Annotated in this window: 19 protein-coding genes and 4 tRNA genes; 21 read left to right on the top strand and 2 right to left on the bottom strand. The window is 39.4% G+C overall.

Annotated features, from left to right (window positions below; translation table 11 throughout):
- Positions 1–104 precede the first annotated feature (104 nt).
- The 4 genes from aroK (at position 105) to AC27HL_RS17730 (ending at position 3,941) form a co-directional block, all read left to right on the top strand.
- Positions 105–623: a shikimate kinase AroK gene (gene aroK / locus AC27HL_RS17745; protein ID WP_487082390.1), complete on the top strand. Its 519-nt coding sequence runs from the start codon at positions 105–107 to the stop codon at positions 621–623.
- Positions 624–634: 11 nt separating this feature from the next.
- Positions 635–1,699 (top strand): 3-dehydroquinate synthase, encoded by a 1,065-nt coding sequence (gene aroB / locus AC27HL_RS17740; RefSeq protein WP_487082389.1) that lies wholly within the window; start codon positions 635–637, stop codon positions 1,697–1,699.
- 19 nt (positions 1,700–1,718) lie between these two features.
- Positions 1,719–3,047, top strand: a complete 1,329-nt coding sequence (locus AC27HL_RS17735) for a hypothetical protein (protein ID WP_487082388.1) — start codon at positions 1,719–1,721, stop codon at positions 3,045–3,047.
- A 78-nt stretch (positions 3,048–3,125) separates the two neighbouring features.
- The gene (locus AC27HL_RS17730; RefSeq protein ID WP_487082387.1) at positions 3,126–3,941 is read left to right on the top strand and encodes a Dam family site-specific DNA-(adenine-N6)-methyltransferase; all 816 of its coding nucleotides are present in this window, start codon (positions 3,126–3,128) and stop codon (positions 3,939–3,941) included.
- Between the two features lie 2 nt (positions 3,942–3,943).
- On the opposite strand, the gene AC27HL_RS17725 is transcribed toward AC27HL_RS17730, so the two are convergent.
- The gene (locus tag AC27HL_RS17725) at positions 3,944–4,135 is read right to left on the bottom strand and encodes a DUF2970 domain-containing protein (protein WP_487082386.1); all 192 of its coding nucleotides are present in this window, start codon (positions 4,133–4,135) and stop codon (positions 3,944–3,946) included.
- A 284-nt stretch (positions 4,136–4,419) separates the two neighbouring features.
- Here AC27HL_RS17725 and AC27HL_RS17720 point away from each other — a divergent pair, with 284 nt between their 5' ends.
- On the top strand, positions 4,420–5,868 hold the full coding sequence (locus AC27HL_RS17720) for a hypothetical protein (RefSeq protein WP_487082385.1): 1,449 nt from the start codon (positions 4,420–4,422) through the stop codon (positions 5,866–5,868).
- Between the two features lie 91 nt (positions 5,869–5,959).
- On the opposite strand, the gene argE is transcribed toward AC27HL_RS17720, so the two are convergent.
- Complete coding sequence (gene argE, locus AC27HL_RS17715; protein ID WP_487082384.1) at positions 5,960–7,120, bottom strand: acetylornithine deacetylase; 1,161 nt, start codon at positions 7,118–7,120, stop codon at positions 5,960–5,962.
- Positions 7,121–7,434: 314 nt separating this feature from the next.
- Here argE and argC point away from each other — a divergent pair, with 314 nt between their 5' ends.
- From argC to AC27HL_RS17635, 16 genes are all read left to right on the top strand, one after another.
- Positions 7,435–8,475 (top strand): N-acetyl-gamma-glutamyl-phosphate reductase, encoded by a 1,041-nt coding sequence (argC, locus tag AC27HL_RS17710; protein WP_487082383.1) that lies wholly within the window; start codon positions 7,435–7,437, stop codon positions 8,473–8,475.
- Positions 8,472–9,263 carry an acetylglutamate kinase gene (argB, locus tag AC27HL_RS17705; RefSeq protein ID WP_487082382.1) on the top strand — a complete coding sequence of 264 codons (792 nt, stop codon included), beginning with the start codon at positions 8,472–8,474 and terminating at the stop codon, positions 9,261–9,263. The genes argC and argB overlap by 4 nt, the downstream gene beginning before the upstream one ends.
- A 48-nt stretch (positions 9,264–9,311) precedes the next feature.
- Positions 9,312–10,238, top strand: coding sequence for an ornithine carbamoyltransferase (locus AC27HL_RS17700; RefSeq protein WP_487082381.1), 927 nt, complete (start codon positions 9,312–9,314; stop codon positions 10,236–10,238).
- 106 nt (positions 10,239–10,344) lie between these two features.
- Positions 10,345–11,589, top strand: a complete 1,245-nt coding sequence (locus AC27HL_RS17695; RefSeq protein WP_487082380.1) for an argininosuccinate synthase — start codon at positions 10,345–10,347, stop codon at positions 11,587–11,589.
- A gap of 17 nt (positions 11,590–11,606) precedes the next feature.
- On the top strand, positions 11,607–13,568 hold the full coding sequence (argH, locus tag AC27HL_RS17690; protein ID WP_487082379.1) for an argininosuccinate lyase: 1,962 nt from the start codon (positions 11,607–11,609) through the stop codon (positions 13,566–13,568).
- A gap of 28 nt (positions 13,569–13,596) precedes the next feature.
- Positions 13,597–14,904: an amino-acid N-acetyltransferase gene (gene argA, locus AC27HL_RS17685; RefSeq protein ID WP_487082378.1), complete on the top strand. Its 1,308-nt coding sequence runs from the start codon at positions 13,597–13,599 to the stop codon at positions 14,902–14,904.
- 164 nt (positions 14,905–15,068) lie between these two features.
- Positions 15,069–16,256, top strand: coding sequence for an outer membrane beta-barrel protein (locus AC27HL_RS17680; protein ID WP_487082377.1), 1,188 nt, complete (start codon positions 15,069–15,071; stop codon positions 16,254–16,256).
- Between the two features lie 192 nt (positions 16,257–16,448).
- On the top strand, positions 16,449–16,958 hold the full coding sequence (locus AC27HL_RS17675; protein ID WP_487082376.1) for a polysaccharide biosynthesis/export family protein: 510 nt from the start codon (positions 16,449–16,451) through the stop codon (positions 16,956–16,958).
- On the top strand, positions 16,955–19,114 hold the full coding sequence (locus AC27HL_RS17670; RefSeq protein ID WP_487082375.1) for a GumC family protein: 2,160 nt from the start codon (positions 16,955–16,957) through the stop codon (positions 19,112–19,114). Before AC27HL_RS17675 ends, AC27HL_RS17670 begins: the two co-directional genes overlap by 4 nt.
- Before the next feature lie 72 nt (positions 19,115–19,186).
- Positions 19,187–20,218, top strand: a complete 1,032-nt coding sequence (gene murB, locus AC27HL_RS17665; protein WP_487082374.1) for a UDP-N-acetylmuramate dehydrogenase — start codon at positions 19,187–19,189, stop codon at positions 20,216–20,218.
- Entirely contained in the window at positions 20,218–21,192 is a 975-nt protein-coding gene (birA, locus tag AC27HL_RS17660; protein WP_487082373.1) for a bifunctional biotin--[acetyl-CoA-carboxylase] ligase/biotin operon repressor BirA, read from the top strand. Before murB ends, birA begins: the two co-directional genes overlap by 1 nt.
- On the top strand, positions 21,189–21,923 hold the full coding sequence (locus AC27HL_RS17655; RefSeq protein WP_487082372.1) for a type III pantothenate kinase: 735 nt from the start codon (positions 21,189–21,191) through the stop codon (positions 21,921–21,923). Before birA ends, AC27HL_RS17655 begins: the two co-directional genes overlap by 4 nt.
- A gap of 132 nt (positions 21,924–22,055) precedes the next feature.
- Positions 22,056–22,131, top strand: a tRNA-Thr gene (locus AC27HL_RS17650).
- Positions 22,132–22,175: 44 nt separating this feature from the next.
- A tRNA-Tyr gene (locus tag AC27HL_RS17645) sits at positions 22,176–22,260 on the top strand.
- A gap of 28 nt (positions 22,261–22,288) precedes the next feature.
- Positions 22,289–22,362: transfer RNA gene (locus tag AC27HL_RS17640), tRNA-Gly, on the top strand.
- A 15-nt stretch (positions 22,363–22,377) separates the two neighbouring features.
- Positions 22,378–22,453 (top strand) — tRNA-Thr (locus AC27HL_RS17635).
- Positions 22,454–22,527 lie beyond the last annotated feature (74 nt).

Genomic DNA, 22,527 nt, shown 5'->3' with positions numbered 1-22,527 from the left:
GCAATTTGTACCCAACAATTGCGATAATTGCGCCCTTAAAATTTTCGAGGGAGGTTCCCTCTTACCTGTTCACGTAATAAATAAAACGAGTATTAATTAATCTAATGGCAGAAAAACGTAATATTTTCCTTGTAGGCCCTATGGGCGCAGGCAAAAGCACCATTGGTAGAGAATTAGCAGATAAGCTACATCTAGAGTTTTTTGATTCCGATCAAGAAATAGAGCGTCGTACTGGTGCCGATATCGCGTGGGTTTTTGATCTTGAAGGTGAAGAAGGCTTTCGTAAAAGAGAAGAATCAGTTATTGAAGACTTAAGTGAAAAGCAAGGTATTGTTTTAGCGACTGGTGGTGGTTCTGTGATCAGCAATCAAGTTCGTAATCGCTTATCAGCGCGTGGCATTGTGGTTTATTTAGAAACAACAATTGATAAACAAGTTGCTCGTACGCAAAGAGATAGACGTAGACCGCTTCTACAAACCGACGAAGAACCAAGAAAAGTGTTGGAAAACCTAGCGGTTGAGCGCAATCCGTTATATGAAGAAATTGCCGATGTTATTGTGCAAACGGATGACCAAAGTGCGAAGGTTGTGGCTAGTAAAATAGTAGAGCGTTTAGACTTTTAAACGAATCTACTATGAGCACACTTCAGGTTGAGCTTGGTACACGTAGTTACCCTATCTATATAGACAGCGGACTATTATCTAATAGTAAACTGCTGTCTAAACACATCCGTAGTAAACGCATTTGTATTATCTCAAATGATATCGTTGCACCTCTGTATATCCAGTCATTAAAAGCTACCTTAGTCGACTATGATATCGATGAGTTAATTCTACCAGACGGTGAAGCTGAAAAAAGCTTAGCAAATTTTGATCTGATTATGTCGCATTTATTGGCGAGTAATCACGGACGAGATACCACATTAATTGCGCTTGGTGGTGGTGTTATCGGCGATATTACCGGTTTTGCGGCGGCATGTTATCAACGTGGTATTGATTTTATTCAAGTGCCTACCACAGTTCTGTCACAAGTAGACTCTTCAGTTGGTGGTAAAACTGCCGTTAATCATCCGTTAGGTAAGAATATGATCGGTGCTTTCTATCAGCCGAAAGCCGTTGTGATCGATTTAACGACTTTAGCTAGTTTACCTGCAAGAGAGTTTAATGCTGGTATAGCAGAAGTTATTAAATACGGTATTCTAGGTGATGGAGAGTTTTTTACCTGGTTAGAAGAAAATACCAACGCCATTAAAGCGGGTGATAATAATACGCTAGCGTATATGATTGAACGTTGTTGCCAATGTAAAGCGGATATTGTTGCAGCCGATGAAACGGAGTCAGGTCTTCGTGCCTTACTTAATTTAGGGCATACCTTTGGGCACGCAATTGAAGCAGACCAAGGTTATGGCAAGTGGTTACATGGCGAGGCCGTTGCCACTGGCATGGTACTTGCTGCAAAAGTTTCAGTCGCAATGAATTTGCTTGAAGTGTCAGATCTTCGTCGCATTGAAGCACTGCTTTTGGCGTTTGACTTACCCATAGTTGCTCCTAAGAACATGGCTTTTGATGAATTTATTTGTCATATGCGTCGTGACAAAAAGAATTTAGCTGGAAAACTGCGCTTTATTCTTCCGACCGCCATTGGTCAATCTGAAATTAACGATGACGTTAGTGAGGAATTACTTCAGCAAATTCTGTAATTTATAGAATAGGTGAAGCATGTCCGCGTTAATTAATAATATTGGCTTATCCGATGATAAAACCAGTGTCACTAAAATTAGTGCAATAGCGCGTATCGATTATATTCTTAGGTTTTCAAAACAGGCCATTTTGGTGGTCGATGAAAGCCCGCAAAAAAATGGTCAAATTACTAATCAGTTTATTGCTGCAATACCCGAGCAGCATAATGCTGCTTATGTTTCACTATCAACTCAATTTAATGATATTCAAATTCGTTGCCGAATTATTGAACAATTATCGGCGGGTGCGCTATTTGACCCTGAAATATCTTTAGCGGTTAGTGTGATTAACTTAGCGCGAAAATCTCAGCAAGCACTCACTATTATTCTTGATAATACTCAGTATCTTTCTTTACAAATATTGCATGAACTTGCACAACTTGCGGCTATTGCCAAGAAAGCAAACCTCGTCATTAATGTGGTCATGTTTGGTACACCAGAGTCAGGAATTAAAATACAAGAAAATAAAAGCCTATTTCATAACAAATTAACTCTGCTGTCTGCTCAATCAGGACAACTGCTCTCGGTGAACTCTGCGATTTTTAAAAGACCAAAGCGATTATGGTATGAAATCAAAATTAATAAATGGTTGCTGTCAGTTATTGCAACGTTATGTGGTTTAATGGCTATAACCATTGTGTTGTTGCAGCAAGATAGTTTTAACTTTACTAAGCCATTAAAGCATACGAAAAACCCAGAAGTTGAGTTGTCGACTGTACTAACTGAGCCACAACCGACGGTGCTAAGCAGTGAAAATGCAATGCAAGCTGACCAACAAGCTAAGCCTAACGACGTTTATTTATCCTTATTGGCAATAGAAACTGCAGAAATCGTTAAAGAAGAGCAAATATTACCCGCGACACCTAGTGATATTATGTTAGCTATGACGTCACTATCGACAGCAGAAAATGCCGAACCCTCAATGATAAGCGAAAATAATCTGCTGCAAAACCAAGATGAGAGTTTGTCTCTAGAATCAACAGCAGCGCCTAACCGTGTTGGCTTATCTGTAGACAATGATTATTACTTAGGAATTAGTGATGGTTTTGTTATTCAAATTGCGGCCTTTAAAGAGTTAAATCTCCCCAGTGAATTTATGGCAAGTATCGAAAATATCAACTTTCATATTTACCAGCGCTTATTAAACAACGAGCCTGTGTTTGTGATCACTAGCCCAATTTATCAAGACAAAAGCACGGCACAACAACAATTAGCGTTATTACCCGCGGCAATTGTTGCGCGTCAACCATGGATTAAGTCGCTCAAAGTCATTAATAGCGAAATCAATGCATTTCAAGGCTCCCAATAAAGGTTAATTCAGGATACAATTCCCGCTTATTTTTCAGGTACCCGTTATCTGATATGGCATTATAAATTTGTAGGTATCATGAAGAAAAAACATCGAGCTTTTTTAAAGTGGGCAGGCGGAAAATACGCTCTAAGCGATGTCATTAATACCATGTTACCGAAGGGAAGACGTCTTGTTGAACCTTTTGTTGGTGCTGGCTCTGTATTCTTAAATAGTGATTACGACGAGTACCTGCTAAGCGATATTAATCAAGACTTAATTAATCTATATCGTATTTTACAGCGCAGTCCCGATAAGTTTATTGATGATGCTCGACGATTATTTTCAGTAGAAAATAACCAAGCGGATAGCTACTATCAATTGCGTAAAGAATTTAATGCCAGTACAGAGCCTTATTTTCGTTCGCTTATTTTTCTGTATATGAATCGTCATGGCTATAATGGTTTATGTCGTTATAATAAGTCTGGAGGCTATAATGTTCCTTTTGGAAAATATAAGCGTCCGTATTTTCCAGAAGCAGAATTAAATTTTTTTGCCGAAAAGGCCAGTAAAGCGGTATTTATTTGTGATGGTTATCGCCAAACTTTTGCGCATGCTAAATCGGGTGATGTGATATATTGCGATCCCCCTTATGTACCTCTGAGTAAAACTGCAAGTTTTACCAGTTACGCAGGTAACGGCTTTGGTTTAGATGAGCAGGCTGATTTAGCAAATGCCGCTGAAGAAGTGACTAAAAACCGCAATATTTCAGTGCTGATCAGCAACCACGATACAATTTGGACACGTAAAATTTATGAACATGCTAAGAGGCAGCGTTCTATAGAGGTGTCGAGAACCATTAGTCAAAAGGCAAATAAACGCAATAAGGTTTCTGAATTACTAGCGCTTTATTGATATTAGCTAGGTATAACCAACGAAACAATTGCAATTAGTGAAGCTACAAAAAGCACCACAGCGATTAATCCAGCAATAATAAAATAGCTAAACTTACCTTGCGTGAAGTCTCTTTCTCTATTTTTATCGCTTTGAACGCCGAAAAATGCAGCTCCGACACTTTTAAATGTTTCTTTAAAGTTTTGTGAGCTCATATCTATCCTTAGTTGCACATTCGTTTTAAGGTTGTAAATGAAAATTGCTGTTTATTCAGTATGTGCTAATGTCAGGTGTCAATCAAGCTTACTTGATGTCAGGATAAATATTTAATTGGCTCGTGGGAATTTAATCGTTATAGTCAGGTCTGATAAAATAACGCCTTTTATCATGATAATATAAGCTTTACAGGTACAGTAAATAATTTTCAAGATGATGAATATTCAGATAAAATTAGCTTAAGTCGCATAGTCATTATTGATTAGATATAAAAACGGAACTCATGTCGAAATACTCTAAAGGTGATACGAACTTTACTGAACAAGTGAAGACCTTGTTAAACAAAATATATGGCCGTAGCCCTGCGAAAGATTCAGTATTAGAGCGTGCAATTGCCTACTTCGAATTGCGTGGTTTTACCCAGCTGAAACTGGATGACTTGGCACGTAATATTGCTGAGTTGAAAAGCAAAAATGAGAAAAAGTCTTTAGCACGAATAGAGAAGTTAGAGCGTGAGCAAAAAGAGTATCATCGTGAGCTCGCTTTTGAGCGCCATGAGCGTTTTCAACACCTTCATAGCTTGTGTCTTGAAATAATTGAGCTATCTGAAGCTAATAGTTTTGAAGAAACACATCGCAAGTCGGCAAAACTTCTCGGCACAATTCAATTGCTATCTCCTACAGAAGGGGCAAAAGTAGCTAATGTCAATGAAACCAACAAACCATTGTATAAAAGTATTTTAACTTTACGCTTACTTGACGAACTTTGTTTGAAAAAACTAGTCGCCAATAGTTATATTGACCGAGTTATTCAGCAACATGAAAACGCAAGTTATAGTGATATTGTTAGCGATAATACAGAACTTTATCAAGACTTTGTTAATACGGTTAAAGTACCCGTATTAATGGCGGCTATTTTACAGGATATTGGAAACTATCATCCTGATGCGCAGAAAATTATTTGCGGTGATGACGGAAAAGGCAATAATTTTCGCACACTAAAAGTGGATGAGCGAAAGGCGTTATTACAAATTAATTATCGAGAAACGGTGAAATACCTAGTTGACGGTATTGGTGCTGGTATTTATCTAGGAAACTCAAAAGCAGAGCGAGATAAGTTCAACAAGCTTGAAAATAGCAAGCTGCTTTTTATTAAGCAGTTACTAAAAGCGAGTGTTCAACCTAAGCAGGGCTTAGGTAATTTGCTAAAAGTGCCACAAATTTATACTTCAATCGTACTTTCGACAAAAGATAGTTATAACTATAAATTATTACCTAAGGTGTATCAGGCGCTTTATCAAAATGCTGAGCGTGGTATTTGTCGTAAAGACGTTGTTGATTTGCTCTATAAAATTACTGGTGTTTTCCCACAAGGATACGGCATTACTTATATACCTAACGATATAGATGGTAATGATCGTTATGAATATGGTGTTGTGACGCAGTTATATCCAGAAAACCCTGAGCAACCCATATGCCGTGCTGCAACACGAAACCTTACTTTTATAGGTCACGGTCATGATTTGGTGGTTAAAAAAAGCTGTAATTTGTATTATGTTGAAACGGCAAAGAAGTTTTCACGGATCAGCAAGGAAAGACTCAATGAAATACTTGAGTTACTGTCGTCAAATTACCAAGAAAGACAAAGTTTAGACTTATTGCCTAGGTGTTGGCAGCCCACAGAATATTTTTCGACCAAAAATCATCAAAAGCTGTGGAATCGATCTCGCTAACTAATATTTGCCTAGCGCTAGGTAATTACCTTTTTCATTTACTTTACTGGTAAGTCAGCGCAACACAGTTTAATTCAATTTATTTTCTTAGCTAATAGCAATAATGCTGGATCAGCTTAGCAAGTAGTTGTTCAGTTTTGACTATTTCACTGTGTGCTAAAAATTCATTTGGCTGGTGGGCTTGGTCAATAGAACCAGGTCCCATGACAATAGTTTGACAGCCAAGTTGTTGAATAAAAGGTGCTTCTGTTGCGTAATTTACCGCACAACATTTATGTCCCGAGAGTTTTTCAGAAGTGAGTACCAATTCGCTATCAGAATTTTCTTTAAAGCTAGGTGAACTCGGATCTAACTCGGTAATGGTTAACCTGCCAGGATATTGTATAGCAATTGGCGAAAGTACGTCTGCTAACCAAGCGACTAATTCAGTATCTTTCATACCTGGCAATGAACGCATATCAATATCAAGTTCACAGTGGCCACATATTCTGTTGGCATTATCGCCGCCGTGTATTGCACCTAAGTTAAGAGTTGGCGTTTGTACATTAAAGGCTTCATTACGATAGTTTTTTACCAGCTTCTCTTTCAGTTGATATAGTTGGCCAATCACTTGATACATTATTTCAATCGCATTCACTCCATTGTCTGGCTGGCTTGAGTGGCCCGCTTGCCCCTTAATTGTAATCTTGTGTGACATATGACCTTTATGCATAACCACAGGCACTAAATTGGTAGGTTCTCCGATAATGGCAACATCAGGCTTTATGTGTTCGCTTTTTGCAAAAAAACGTGCACCGGCCATAGTCGTTTCTTCGTCGGCTGTTGCTAATACATAAAGTGGCTTTTTTATTTTTTCCCGTTCGAGTTGCTTACAAGCTTGTAAAATAAAGGCAAAGAAGCCTTTCATGTCACAACTACCTAGGCCATAAAGCCTATTGTCTCGGTCGGAAATTCTTAGCGGGTCTGACTGCCAACGATTTTCATCAAATGGCACCGTATCACTATGGCCCGCTAGCAATAGGCCGCCATCACCCGTGCCTAGTTTTGCTAACAAGTTGAATTTCCCTTCTACACTTGGTACGGCTTGTATAGTAATGCCAAAGCCAAGACTCTCGAACCAGCTTGCCAGTAGATTAATAACCTTTTGATTACTTTGGTCCCAACTTGCTTGGGATGAACTTATGCTCGGCAGCGCGATTAATTCACTCATCGCCTGTTTTAAGTTGGGCAAGCTAGTACTGGTATTTTGCATTAATTCTATGACCTAAAAATATTTAATGGGTATTTATGCCAATTAGTTGCATAACTAGTTATATGATGATACTTTAGCAGCACAATGTAAATAGCCTAATTAAAGCACACTATGAAAAAGTTTGTAACGTATTCAACTAGCCGACGACGATAGTATTGATATTAGGTTGTATAGGTGTTGATTTTTAAAATAAAACCAAATTGGTTGCTAGGGATTTTTTAAATCGACAAATGAATAGTTGAATAGAATTGCAAATTTAACGTTTAGATATCTGGGTAATTGTCAATTCTCATAAAGTGTTAAGCGGTAGTGAAATGAAGGTTATAGTAATTGGAGCAAGTGGTTATGTTGGAGCTGAGCTTATTAGCTTAATGCTGCAACATGATAAGTTGTCGATTCAGCACTTGTTGGTGTCGGAAAATAGTGATTCTAGTGGTAAAACATTTGCGGAATTACATGCTCGCTGGCAGGGGATATGCGAAGTACCCCTGCATTCTTTTTCTCAGCAATGGTTTGAGCAGCACATCAATATTGAAAACCATGCAATTGATGCCGTTTTTTTTGCGACACCACATGAATTTAGCGCACAATGGGCACATGCTTTTTTACAAGCAGGCATTAAGGTCTTTGATTTATCGGGTGGCTTTCGTTTGAAAAGTGCTGAGCAATATCCTATTCATTATGGCTTTGAACATCATAGTGTCGAAACTCTGCAACAAGCTCAATATGGTTTAGCTGAATGGCAAGCGAATGATATCGCTGACAGTGATTTAATTGCCGTGCCAGGATGTTACCCAACCGCTAGTTTACTGGCATTAAAGCCAATAACAAATAATCATCTGCAACTGGAAAAATCATTAATTGTTGTTAATGGTATCAGTGGTGTAAGCGGTGCAGGTCGTAAAGCGTCACTAGCGACTAGCTTTTATGAAGTCAGTTTAACACCTTATAATATTTTACAGCATCGCCATCAGCCAGAAATAAGCCAAGAAGCTGATACCGAGGTTATCTTCAACCCGCACTTAGCGCCATATAAACGCGGCCTATTGGCTACGGTGACTTTGCAGTTAAATCCAGGGGTAACGGCACAACAAGTTGCTGAAGCTTTTATTACGGCGTATGAAAATGAGCCGTTAGTTAGACTCGTTTCAGCTTGGCCAAAAATCGATAATGTTGCACATACACCATTTGCTGACATCCATTGGCAAGTGGACGAAGACAAGCAAGTGGTTGTGGTTAGCTGTGCTATTGATAACTTGTTAAAAGGAGCGGCGTCACAAGCAATTCAATGTGCCAATATTAGCCTAGGTTTACCAAGTAGTTATAGCTTGTTAGCGCAGCAGGTTTCGTTATGAAAAAACCTATAGTTATAAAAATTGGTGGGGCGATTCTTGATGGGTACAGCCAAGGTAAAGTTGCCGCGTTAAATGCTTTGTTATCGGTTATTGCAAGCTTAAAAAATCAGCCGGTCGTTTTGGTTCATGGTGGAGGCTGTGTTGTTGACGAAATGCTTGCGCAAGCAGGTTTTGTTACCGAAAAAAAACAAGGGTTACGTATTACACCAAAAGCGCAAATGCCGATTATTAGTGGTGCTTTGGCTGGCAATGTCAACAAAGCGATTGTCGCCAGTGCTGCCAGTTTAAAGTTACCTGCCGTTGGCTTGTCATTAACAGATGGTGAAATGGTGCAGTGCCAGCTAAGCCCTCAAAAATTGGGGCAAGTGGGTATTCCTCAGCCTTATAATAGTGCTTTGTTAGACACGCTATTAAAAGCTAATTTTTTGCCTATAGTATCCTCTATAGGTGCACTCGAAAATGGCGAGTTAGTCAATGTCAATGCTGATGATGCTGCGGTAGCAATATGCCAGCTACTTAATGCGGAGCTACTGCTGTTAACAGATGTTAATGGTGTAAAGGATGCTTCCGGAGAATACCTTGGCTCGCTTGACCAACAACTTGCTCAAGAGTTAATTGATAACGGGGTTATTGCTGGTGGGATGACAGCAAAAGTTAATGCAGCTTTTCATGCCGCAAATAGATTACGACGAAGTATCGCGGTTGCCAGTTGGCAATCGCCAGAGCAAATTTTTGATTTGCTCAATGGTGTCAGTATCGGCACACGTATAGAACCTAACATTAGTTAGTTTTATCTCATTATTTCGTGGTTATTAAAATTTTGCACAGGAAAACTCATGAACACATTAACGAATTTACAACATTTTTTGGCTGATGATCAGCTATCTAAAACCCAAATACTTGACTTAATTGCGCTAGCAATCGACATAAAAAAACAACCTGAGAGTTATAGTCAGGCATTAAAAGGCAAGTCAGTAGCGATGATTTTCGAAAAGCCTTCCTTAAGAACGCATGTAAGTTTTGACATGGGAATTAATAAGCTTGGCGGTCACGCTCTTTATCTAGGTCAGCAGAATGGCAAGTTAGGCGAACGAGAACGAGTTAGTGATTATGCTAAAAACCTTTCTTGTTATGCTGATGCTATTGTTGCTCGGGTCTTTAGTAATAGTTCAATCGAGCAATTAGGCCAGCACGCCAGTGTGCCTGTGATTAATGCACTTTGCGACCTTTACCATCCTTGCCAAGCACTTGCTGATTTTGTCACTTTAGCTGAGCATTTTACTGATCTTACACAAGTTAAACTGGCATACGTTGGCGATGCTAATAATGTCTCGAATTCGTTAATGCTGATGGCGGCGACAATTGGGGTAGATTTTACCCTGGTATGTCCTAAAGGCCACGGCCCAGAAGCGCAGATGTACAACAAGGCCATTACCTTGAGCCAGACCTCTGGGGCGAAGCTAAACTTAACCAGTAACTTAGACGATATTGGTCAGCAAGATGCCATTTATACCGATACTTGGATTTCCATGGGCGATAACACCGATATTAACGATATCTTGGCAACGTTTAAGCCTTATCAAGTTAATCACCAGCTGATGGCAAAAACAGGTGCCAGCATTGTTATGCATTGCCAGCCTGCACACCTTGAAGAAGAAATTACCACTGAATTGTTCGATAGCGATATGTCAGTGGTATTTCAATCGGCCGAAAACCGCATGTGGGCTCAAAATGCGGTATTGGTTCGCTTATTGGCTGATTAAAGAATCAATTACTTAAGCTTATTAGCTAAATATTATCAATTAAATAGCACTTAGTGGTTGCGCTGTATCGCTAAGTACAAACAAAATTTTGTTAAGGAACAAAGTCATGGCACTAGCTGCAAAGAAACAAATAAAGAAAGTTGTATTAGCATATTCAGGCGGATTAGATACTTCTGCCATTATACCTTGGTTAAAAGAGAATTATGATGGCTGTGAAGTGGTTGCGTTTTGTGCCGATGTTGGTCAAGGGGACGAAGAACTTGCCGGTATCAAAGAGAAAGCCATCGCATCAGGAGCTTCTGAATGTCATGTTGTTGATTTAAAAGAAGAGTACGTCAAAGATTATATTTACCCCATTATTAAAACCGGTGCAGTTTACGAAGGGCAGTACTTATTGGGTACGTCTATGGCACGGCCAGTTATTGCTAAGGCGCATATTGAAGTTGCATTAAAAGTTGGTGCTGACGCTGTTTGTCATGGCTGTACAGGGAAAGGTAATGATCAAGTACGTTTCGAGTCTTGTTTTGCTGCTCTTGCACCACAATTAACCGTCATCGCGCCGTGGCGTGAGTGGGATATGGTGTCGCGTGAAGACCTACTTGCTTACTTGGCAGAGCGAAATATTCCGTGTGCAGCGTCGTTAACGAAAATTTATAGCCGTGACGCGAATGCTTGGCATATTTCTCATGAAGGTGGCGAATTAGAAGACCCATGGTGTGAGCCATCGAAAGAAGTTTGGACCATGACAGTCGATCCACAAGATGCGCCAGATGAAGCGGGTAAAGTGATGCTCAGCTTTGTAGCAGGTGAATTGACAGCTGTTGATGGTCAGCCTATGTCAGCTTATCAGTCATTGATGTATTTAAATGAAAAAGCAGCGGCACATGGTGTTGGACGTATTGATATTGTTGAAAATCGCTTAGTGGGTATGAAGTCACGTGGTTGCTATGAAACACCGGGTGGTACGGTTTTAATGGCGGCTTATAAAGGCCTAGAATCATTAATTTTGGACAAGGAGTCACTAAAATATCGTGAATCTGTAGGCCATGAGTTCTCGCATGTTATTTATGATGGTCGTTGGTTTACACCGCTGGCAAAAGCTCAATTGGCGGCTGCGGCATCATTTGCAGAAAAAGTAACGGGTGATGTTGTGGTGAAACTATACAAAGGAATGGCACAAGTTACGCAGCGTCGTTCACCAAACAGCCTATACTCTGAAGAGTTTGCAACGTTTGGCGCGGACGATGTTTACGACCAAAAACATGCCGAAGGTTTTATTCGCTTGTTTAGCTTATCAAGTAGAATTACTGCCATGCACCAAGCAGATTCAGCTATTAACAAAGACAAATAAAGGTAGAGGGCGTAGTTATGGCATTATGGGGCGGGCGTTTTAAAGAACAAGCCAGTGTGCAGTTTAAAAAATTTAATGACTCTTTACCGGTTGATTACCGTATGGCTGTACAAGACATTGTTGGCTCAATAGCGTGGGCGGAAGCGTTAACAACGGTTGATGTATTAACACAAGCCGAGTTCTTAGCGCTTAAAAGCGCTTTGCTCGAGTTGAAAACTTCAGTGGAAGAAAATCCACAACAAATTTTAACTTCTGACGCAGAAGATATTCACAGCTGGGTGGAAATCAACTTAATCGAAAAAACCGGCGATTTAGGTAAAAAACTGCACACAGGTCGCAGTCGTAATGACCAAGTGGCAACAGATCTCAAACTATGGTGCAAAGAAAAAGGCAGTGATTTACTTTATGCTTTAGTAAATTTACAACAGGCGATGTTAGATCTTGCTGAGCGTGAACGTAATACCGTACTGCCTGGCTATACCCATTTACAACGCGCACAACCGGTAACTTTTGGTCATTGGTGCTTGGCGTATGTTGAAATGTTTAACCGTGATATCGGCCGATTAAAAGATGCTTTATATCGGGCCGATACTTCGCCGCTAGGCTCAGGAGCCTTAGCAGGTACGGCATATCCGATAGATCGCGAACAATTAGCGCATAATCTAGGTTTTCGTAGTGCTACATTAAATAGCTTAGACGCCGTTTCTGATCGTGATCACGTAATTGAGCTGTTATCAACAGCAAGTATTAGCATGATGCACTTGTCACGTTTTGCTGAAGATCTTATATTTTACAACTCGGGTGAAGCCGGTTTTGTTGAAATGAGTGATTTAGTGAGCTCGGGCTCATCACTTATGCCACAAAAGAAAAACCCAGACGCATGTGAATTATTGCGCGGCAAAGCTGGCCGGGTAATGGGCTCTCTTACTGGCATGATGATGACCATGAAAGCTTTGCCACTTGCTTACAACAAAGATATGCAAGAAGACAAAGAAGGTTTATTTGATGCGCTTGATACATGGCAAGAATGCATGCAAATGGCGGTACTTGTAGCAGAAGGATTGAAAGTTAACCGCGCTAGAACGTTAGCAGCTGCCCAGCAAGGCTATGCAAATTCGACTGAGCTTGCTGATTATCTGGTCAGTAAAGATGTTCCGTTTCGAGAAGCCCACCACATTGTTGGTGAAGTTGTTTTAGCCGCTATTGATGCCGGACATGCACTAGAAGACTTTTCAATTGCACAGTTGCAGCAATTTAGCGATAAGATTGAGCAAGACGTTTATCAACATTTATCAATAGAGTCATGTCTAGATAAGCGTGGCGCGATAGGTGGCACATCGCGAATACAGGTTGAAAAAGCCTTGGCCGATGTACAATCGCTAAATGGTCTAACCGACCAGCAAGATACCTTAAACACTCAAGTTCTAGGGGCGCCAAGTAAAGCGCAAATTAATTTAACTTTAAAGCAAGTTAAACAACGCCTAAATGCCCAGCGTGCGGCGGCAATGTCGGTACGTAGAGCGAGAATGTCAGATGTTGACAGTATCCAAACCTTGGTAAGTTACTGGGCCGAGCAAGGTGAAATTCTGCCGCGTAGTCGCGATAATATTATTCACGACATACAAAACTTTGTTGTTGCTGAACTCGACGGTGAAGTTGTCGGTTGTGCCTCACTTTATATTTATCAAACGGGCTTAGCAGAAATCCGCTCAGTGGTTATCGCTAAGCAAGCGCATAAACAAGGACAAGGACAGGCGTTAGTGCAGTACTTGCTTGAATTTGCACATCAAATTGAATTGCAGAAAATTATTGTATTAACTTATATTCCAGATTATTTCACCCAATTGGGCTTTAACTTAATTGATAAATGTACGTTAGCTGACAACATTATTGAAGATAGTGAGCAGAGCCCACATAAAGATCCTGCGGATGAAGTAGCCATGGAATATATTGTACAGCGCTGCTCTGTGACAGCCTAAGTTTAGCTAGTAAAGTCGTGTAATTTCTATGAATAGCAATGAGAATAACGTTAAATGGTTCCGCAATGCCGCGCCCTATATTAATGCTCACCGAGGTAAAACCTTCGTGCTGATGTTTGGTGGTGATGCCGTTGAACATGTTAATTTTGCTAATATCATTCATGATATTGCATTATTGCGTAGTTTGGGGGTTAAATTAGTGCTAGTACACGGCGCTCGACCTCAAATTGAAAAAAGACTGCAAGCACAAGCGCTTACACCGCAGATTGAACAGAATATGCGGATTACTGACGCTGAAACCTTGTTGTCAGTGAAGGATGCTACTGGCTCTTTACGCATACATATCGAAGCTTTGTTAACTATGGGGTTGGTTAATTCGCCAATGCATGGTTCGCAAATACGAGTGAGTACAGGGAATTTTGTCATTGCCAAGCCGATTGGTGTCCGTGATGGTGTTGACTTTAAATATACCGGCGCCGTGCGAAGAATTGATGAGCAAGGTATTAAAACACAATTAGACTTTGGCTCGATTGTGTTGCTGTCGCCAGTAGGTTATTCATCTACAGGTGAAGTATTTAATTTAGCTCTGGAAGATGTCGCTGCCAAAACTGCCATAGCTTTAAAAGCAGACAAATTAATTGCATTAACAAAACAGCAAGGGCTGCTTGACCAAAAAGGAGAGTTGATCCGCAGTTGTGGTGTAGCAACCGTTGCAAGCTTAATTAATGAGCAAGATGATTATGTAGGTCAGTTACTGTTGCAAGCGATTGTACAAAGTGGCAAGCAAGGCGTAGAACGTTGTCATTGTGTCAGTTATGTAAGTGATAGCGCTTTATTGCAAGAGCTATTTACTCGTGATGGCGCAGGCACCTTAATTGCCAAAGACCACCACGAACAATTATCCGCTGCAAGTATTGATGATGTTGGTGGTATTTTAGAGCTAATTGCGCCGCTTGAAGAAGAAGGGGTGTTAGTAAAACGTTCACGAGAATTATTGGAAGTTGAAATTGACCGTTTTACTGTCATTAAAAAAGAAGAGGTTATAATTGCATGTGCAGCTTTATACCCCTATGCAGAAGCCAATACCGGTGAAATAGCCTGTTTAGTTATTCATCCTGATTATCGCGGCGGTAACCGAGGTATTCGCTTGATTCTTGCTTTAGAACAGGCAGCAAAAAGGCAAAAACTATCCTCAATATTTGTGCTGACAACGGTTAGTGCCCATTGGTTTATAGAACAAGGTTACGTAGAACAAGCCATTGAAAACCTACCTGAAGGTAAGCAGAAAATGTATAACATTCAGCGTAAATCAAAAGCATTTACCAAAAATATCTAGTCTAAGCTTATTTGTACTTTTAAAAGCAGCCATTTTGGTTGCTTTTTTATGTTATTTCATCAATGTTGCTAACAAATGTATAACAAAGCATTTTCAAGAAATCTGTTTTTGTGCATACTGACAGCTATTATCACAAGTAAAATAATAATAGGCTAAAGTCAGTTATGAATCGCGTGTCGCTCCCAATAAAAAGTTATGTCTTTTTAACATCATTAGTTGCTGTCAATTGTGGCATTAGCCCACTAGTTTTTGCAGAGTCGCAGCAACATTTAGATTTAAATGTTGCTGCAGAAGCTGGTTATATAGATAATTTTTTGTATCAAGCGCATGAAGAGCAAAGTACAGCTTTTTACACATTATCCTCAGCATTAGGGTTATCGTCAAAAAGTAAACAATCGGCTTTTAACCTCGATGCGACAGTTAATTCATATCTTTTTGCTGACTTTGAAGATGATGATCATACTGATTTTACCTTGCAACCTACTTATCAATACAAGTTTGCACTAAACCAACGATTTTACTTGTCGGCACATTGGCTTAATAGCTATAACTATCGAGGTACGGGCTTATCGCTTGGTGATGCTAAAAGTTTAACGCAAGGTGATGAGAAAGAAGATATTGGTGCAAGTGTCGGGTTTGAATACGGCAATGAAGACTCACAAGGTCGGCTTAACTTTTTAGTAGATTATAACCAAGGTGAATACACAACGCGCCGCTCAACTACAAAGCAGCTTGATAATGAAGTAATAAACTATCAAGTAGGTTTTGATTATTTACTTTCAGGTAAAACCTATTTGGCTTTTGATATCGGTTATCGATTGACAGATTTTCCCAATGCGGCACTTAGTAATCGCGATAGTCTAACAGGTTTACTAGGTGTGAAGTGGCAAACAACGGTGATTAGTGAGCTCAGTTTTCTGGTCGGCTATCAAAACTTGAAATTTGAAAATAACAGTTTAGCTGATGATAATGCATTTAAATGGCGGTTTGATTATACTTGGCGCCCGTCGGATTATACTACTGTACGTGCTTTGTCCCATCGAAAGTTTGATGAAAGCAATCGTTTAAATAATAGCTATCGATTAGCAGAGATTTACCAAGTCGATATAGCTCACGCTTTTACCGAGCAGTTTAATGCTACAATTGCTTTGGCGTTAAATAATGATCAATTTATTACACCTGAAAATCATCGCAAAGAAGATTATTTATCTTCGAGCATAGCGTTGCATTATCAACGTAGTGAAAATTTCAACTTTCATCTGAGGTATCAATATAAATCTTTAGATGCCAACTACGCTGATATTGATTATCAACACAACAGCCTTTCATTAGGTATAACTATTTCGCTTTAATTGTTGTTATGTACAACTAGAGTGCTGTTTGTTTTTTGCTCGATGTGTTTTTGTAAATATAATCAGTGTATTAGCATGTTGTTTTACTAGCCCTAGGCAATAAATGCTTAGTTAACAATTCTGCAAGTATAATTTAATTAGCATTTGGCTAATGGAAAGTGTTACTATTTGTAACTCGGTTGGGTGAAATTTATGCGATTTTTAATGTTTTGTTTGCTTTGTGTGTGTAGTCAGACACTGGCAAGTGATTATAGTTTAGGGGCTGGAGACCAGATCCAAATAGCGGTTTATGGTGAGCCTGATTTAACTATTCAGGTGAAAATAGATAAATCAGGTATGATCTCATTTCCATTCTTATCTGATATTTCAGTATTGGGGTTATCAAATAAAGCATTAGAAAAAAAAATTGCTGATGGCTTGCGAGGAGATTATTTAATTGATCCTCAAGTCAGTGTTTCCATTATAAGCTACCGACCATTTTTTATTCACGGACAAGTTAAGCGCCCAGGCGGTTATCCATTTCAGGAAGATTTAACATTAGATAAGGCTATCGCCATTGCTGGTGGTTTAGCGGCAAGAGCGTCGAAATCGGACTGGAAAATTACTCGGGTTGTTGATGGAGTAAAGCGCACATTTACTGCGAATGTAGCCAGTTCAATTTTGCCAGATGATATTATAGAAATAGAGCAAAGCTTTTTTTGAATACTCCAGAAAATGAACAAATAGCACTGGTCAACGACGAAGTAGCGTTAAATGAAATTTTAACGCCTCTTTGGGCGCGCCGGTGGAAAGTGATTTTTTTCACCTTAGTTGTTACGTTTATGGTGGCATTTTACGTGTCGTTACTCAAACCATCTTATAAAGCGACTGCGATTTTACAAATTGGTAGTAATAAACCGGCTAATACCTTATCAATCAATGATGCTTTTAATGAGTCAAATGCCAGCAAAGAGCAAATTCAAACCCAATATGAACTGTTGCGCTCTCGCAAATTTGCCGAACGAGTTATTTCGCAATTAAATTTAGTTGCCCATAGTGAGTTCAATAGCGGTAAATACAATGACAAAGTCGCATTCTTTTCAGAAATTGGCCGGCCTAAACGTACACCAACAGTAAGAGATATTGTCACTGCATTTCAGGCGCGGCTTAATATTGCGCCAATTGCAAATACTGAATTAGTGAAAATTTCATTCTCTTCATATTCTCCTGAACTGTCACAAAAGGTGGCCAACCAAGTTGGTATAACTTACTTGCAGTATCAAGATGAAATTCATAGTGCCTCAAAAGAAACGACCTCTCAGTGGCTAGTTGATCAACTGGAAGAGCTAGGTAAAAAACTTGAAATTTCAGAGCAGTCTCTACAAGACTATCGGGAAAATGAAGGTATTGTTGATATTAAAGGGATTGTTGGCCTCGTCGGTGGGCAATTATCAGAATTAACATCTGAAGCGTTAAAAGCAAAAAAAGTAAGAGATGATTTGAATGTTACTTATCAAGAAATAAAAAAGCATCGCTCTGATTTTACCAAGCTTATACAAATGCAAGAAGTGAATAGCAAGTCAGCTTTTTTACTCTTAAAACGTGATGAAGAAAAAGTTGAGCGTAAGCTGTATGAACTGTCGCAACGCTATGGTCCAAAACACCCGAAAAGAATCGCGGTACAAGCAGAGTTAGAATCGCTAGAGAAACGCATAAAATCACAAATATTAGCTATCGTTTCTTCTGTCGAGAAAGACTATTATAATGCGGTTGAGAAAGTAAATGCCACAGAGGAGCGATTGGCGGAAGCGAAAGCTGATTTTATTAGGTTAAGTCGTTTGCAAAATAAATTCTCACAACTTAGCCGTGAAGTAGAAACTAATAAAGAGCTTTATAATAATTATCTTGTGCGTCTAAAAGAAGCAGATGCAATGGGCAATTATAAAGCAAATTTTTATGTGCGCTTTATTGATAAAGCAATTATGCCTAAATCACCCTTTGCGCCAAATAAAACCTTGGCGGTGATGATCAGTTTTATTTTGGCATTAGCCTTTATTTCTGTTGTTATTATTATGCGCGAATTATTGGTTGATACCCTAAACTCTCGCCGTAAACTTGATAATTTTAATGAAGCGCCAATATTAGCGGTTTTGCCTAAAATTAAAGCTAGTTCCAGCGATAAAAAAGAAGATGCTTATATTTCTGATAATCGCTTTACGGAAGCGATTAGAACATTGCGAACGGCACTACTATTTAACAACGAAAAAACACCGCCAAAAATTATCGCGGTTACATCCTCTGTTCCCAACGAAGGTAAGTCTACCGTAGCATTGCACTTGGCACGTTCCTTTAGTGAAATGGAGAAGGTGCTGTTGATAGAGGCGGATATGCGACATCCAACCATTGCTAAGAATATGAACTTAAATCAGCATCGTCCTGGATTGTCCAATTTGCTGGCGAAAACCCATCAAATTAATGAATGTATAATTCGTGATAAAAATGTCAAATTAGATATTCTAACCTCAGGCATTTCTCCTGCTAACCCATTGGCGTTTTTATCGATGAAGCGTTTCAATATGCTGATTAAAGTTTTTGGTAATTTTTATGACCGTATCATAATTGAAACACCGCCAGTTAATGCGGTAAGTGATGCCGTGATTATTTCTAAGTTAGTGGAAAGCGTGTTGTATGTCGTTCATGGCAATAAAACTAAGCGTGACCAGATTTCTTCAGGTTTGCGCATGTTAAAACAAGTCAATGCACCAATTGAAGGTGTAGTGATAAATCACAGTGAAAATATAGATACCGATAAATATCAAAATAAATATTATAACGAGCGTAATAACATTATAAAGCTAGCGGCGAGAAAACGAGGTTGATAAAACGCTAACTAGAGTTTATGCATTACTTATTATTGCGTACAATAGCGAAAACACTCCAAATTTGTTGTTATGATAGTTTACCATCAATTTTCGCTGCAAGCCTTGAACAGCTTTAACATTAAAGCTGTTACGCCTAAAATATTTTTTCCCACCAGTATTGCTGAACTCACAGCAATTAGCCCACAAGATTTAGCTCAAAGTTACGTTCTAGGTGAAGGAAGTAATACCTTATTTTGTGAGCAAGTTGCCCCAGTTATAGTAAACCCCAATATTAAGGGAATAGCAGTTGAAGAAAATGATGACAACTTTCTCATAACTGTTGGCTGTGCAGAAAACTGGCACAATTTTGTTAAATATTGCGTTGACAATGAAATATATGGCTTAGAAAACTTAGCCTTGATACCAGGTAGTGTTGGTGCCGCGCCAGTACAAAATATTGGTGCTTACGGTATAGAAGTCGAGCGTTTTATTAACCGTGTTTCATGGTTTGACTTTTCTACACGCAAACTAGTTGAATATAGCCAAGTTGAATGCCAGTTTGGTTACCGTGAAAGTATCTTCAAACGGCAACTAAATGCAAAAGGTGTGATCACGCATGTGCATTTTAAAATTCCTAAACGCTGGCAACCGGTTCTTAATTATCAAGGCTTGAATGAACTTGAACCGTCAGTTTCAGCCAAAGGCATAATGACTAAAGTTATCGAATTACGTGAAAGTAAATTACCTGACCCTAAAATATTAGCCAATGCCGGTAGCTTTTTTAAAAACCCGATAGTATCGAAGTCTTGTTGTTCCTTATTGCAACAACAGTACCCTGACATACCGCATTACACACAAGATGATGGCCGTGTTAAATTAGCTGCAGGTTGGTTAATTGAAAAGTCAGGACTAAAAGGTTACCGAGTAGACGATGTTGGTGTGCATAGCCGCCAAGCATTAGTATTGGTGAATTATAACAACGCTTCGGGACAAGATATTGCAATACTTGCACAATATGTACGGCAAAAAGTTCTGGCCAAGTTTAACATTGCTTTAGACACCGAAGTGCGTTTTATTGGCGCTGAAGGTGAAGTTAACAGTGCAGAAATAGGGTGCCAGTAATGAAAGCGATTAGAGAAAAGTTAATTCAGCAATTAGTAAAAGGAGACTTTCTCTCTGGCCAAGCATTAGGTGAAGAACTTGGCGTTAGCCGTGCAGCCATTTCTAAACATATTGCTGCTCTGCAAGAGATGGGTTTTGATATTTTTAGTGTTACAGGCAAAGGCTATCGCTTAGCAGAGCCGATAGAATTGTTAAGTGAAGAAAAGATCTCAGCACACGTTGCTAAGCAGCAAATAGAAACAAAAATTGAAGTACACAGTGTTATTGATTCAACCAATAGTTATTTAATGCGCCGTTTACCTCACCAAAACTCCTTAGGGCAAGTATGTATTGCGGAATACCAAAGTGCTGGGCGAGGTAGAAGAGGGCGGCAATGGGTGTCACCTTTTGGCTCTCATATTTATATGTCTATGTATTGGCATTTAGAGCAAGGGATGTCGGCGGCTATGGGGTTAAGTGTGGTTGCTGCCTTAGCTGTTAGTGACGCAATTAAAATCCTTCATGATACTGAGGTCGAATTAAAATGGCCAAATGATATTTATTACCAGGGGGTCAAACTAGCGGGAATTTTAATAGATCTCGAAGGCCAAGCTATGGAGCCTTGCCATTGTGTTATTGGCATAGGTTTAAATATTAATATGCCAGAAAAAAGTGCAAAGTTAGTTGACCAACCATGGATTGATTTAGCAAATGCTGTTGGTGGTAAAGTTGACCGTAATGTCTTAGCGGCAGAAATTGTTATTGCGCTAACCAAACGTTTAAAAATACATAGCCAAACTGGTATTAATACCATGGTTAGTGAGTGGCAAAGCCAAGATTTTTATATCAATAAGCCGGTTAATTTGATCACAGGGGATAGATCAACACGTGGTATTTGTCGTGGCATTAATGCTCAAGGCGCTTTAATGTTAGAAGTCAATGGCAAAGTTAGTCCTATTTATGGTGGTGAAGTAAGTTTGCGAGGCGATGGATGAAGTTATTAGTTGATATTGGCAATACGCGCATTAAATATATTGTCGTTGAAAATAGCCAGTCAATTCAAGCGATGCAGATGAGATATGCTGAGCATCAGCTATTATCAGAGCTACTAGTGAGTGGGGCGCTTGTAGAGGTCACTGAAGTGATTGTGGCGAATGTACAATGTAATGAGCTAGTCATTGAATTAGAATTATGGGCCGCCAAGCGTGAAATTAATTTTCTACAAGTTCACAGCGAGTCCTATGCCTATGGTGTTACCTCTAGTTACCAGCAACCGGAAAAACTTGGGGTTGATAGGTGGCTAGCGTTAATTGCCACGCAGCAATTATACCCAAAATACAATACTCTTATTATTGATGCAGGTACGGCGATAACTGTTGACTTACTTGCTGATAATGGTCTTCACCTTGGTGGTTGGATAATGCCTGGTTTACAAACCATGTTTGATAGCTTACTTGGTAACACTCAAAAAATTTTTGCTGAAAAAGAAAATTTGCCCCAGTTATCATTCGGAACTAATAGCTCAGAATGTGTTAATTTTGGCTGTTGGGCTATGGTAGTGGGCGCGATAAATAATGCCATCACACAAGCAGAAACCATATTATCGCTCGATAAAGTGATTATAACTGGTGGTAATAGTGAGCAAATTGCTGAACACATGCCAAATCAATTTGAATTAATTCCTGAGCTTTTATTTCATGGATTGAACTGTTTTAAGGCGACTTAAGCGATTTTAATTGAATTTCTATTTACGAATGCGGATAAAAAAACATCAAACGCATAAAAACATGGTTTTTTTTGCATTTTCCTGTTGCATGCAAGAAAACATTACTCTAGAATTCGCACCACTTAATGTAGTGCCGACTTAGCTCAGTTGGTAGAGCAACTGACTTGTAATCAGTAGGTCGCCAGTTCGATTCCGGCAGTCGGCACCATTAATACTTTTAGTTGTTAGAACAACTAAAAGTGATAAAAAATTGGAGGGGTTCCCGAGTGGCCAAAGGGATCAGACTGTAAATCTGACGGCTCCGCCTTCGGTGGTTCGAATCCACCTCCCTCCACCATTTTTATTGAGATTTTTGAAAAGAATGCGCGGACGTCGTATAGTGGTAATACCTTAGCCTTCCAAGCTAAAGCTGCGGGTTCGATTCCCGCCGTCCGCTCCATCTTTAAAAATGAATGCTGATATGGCTCAGTTGGTAGAGCGCACCCTTGGTAAGGGTGAGGTCGGCAGTTCGAATCTGCCTATCAGCACCATCCTAAAGACATTCTTCGTTATCTCAAAAAACTTATTATTTAATTTTTGTTAATCTACCCTGAGGTATTTTAAG

The sequence above is a fragment of the Colwellia aquaemaris genome, assembly GCF_057548755.1.
The sequence above is the reverse complement of the archived record's forward strand: the minus strand, read 5'-3'. Positions and strand labels throughout refer to the sequence as shown.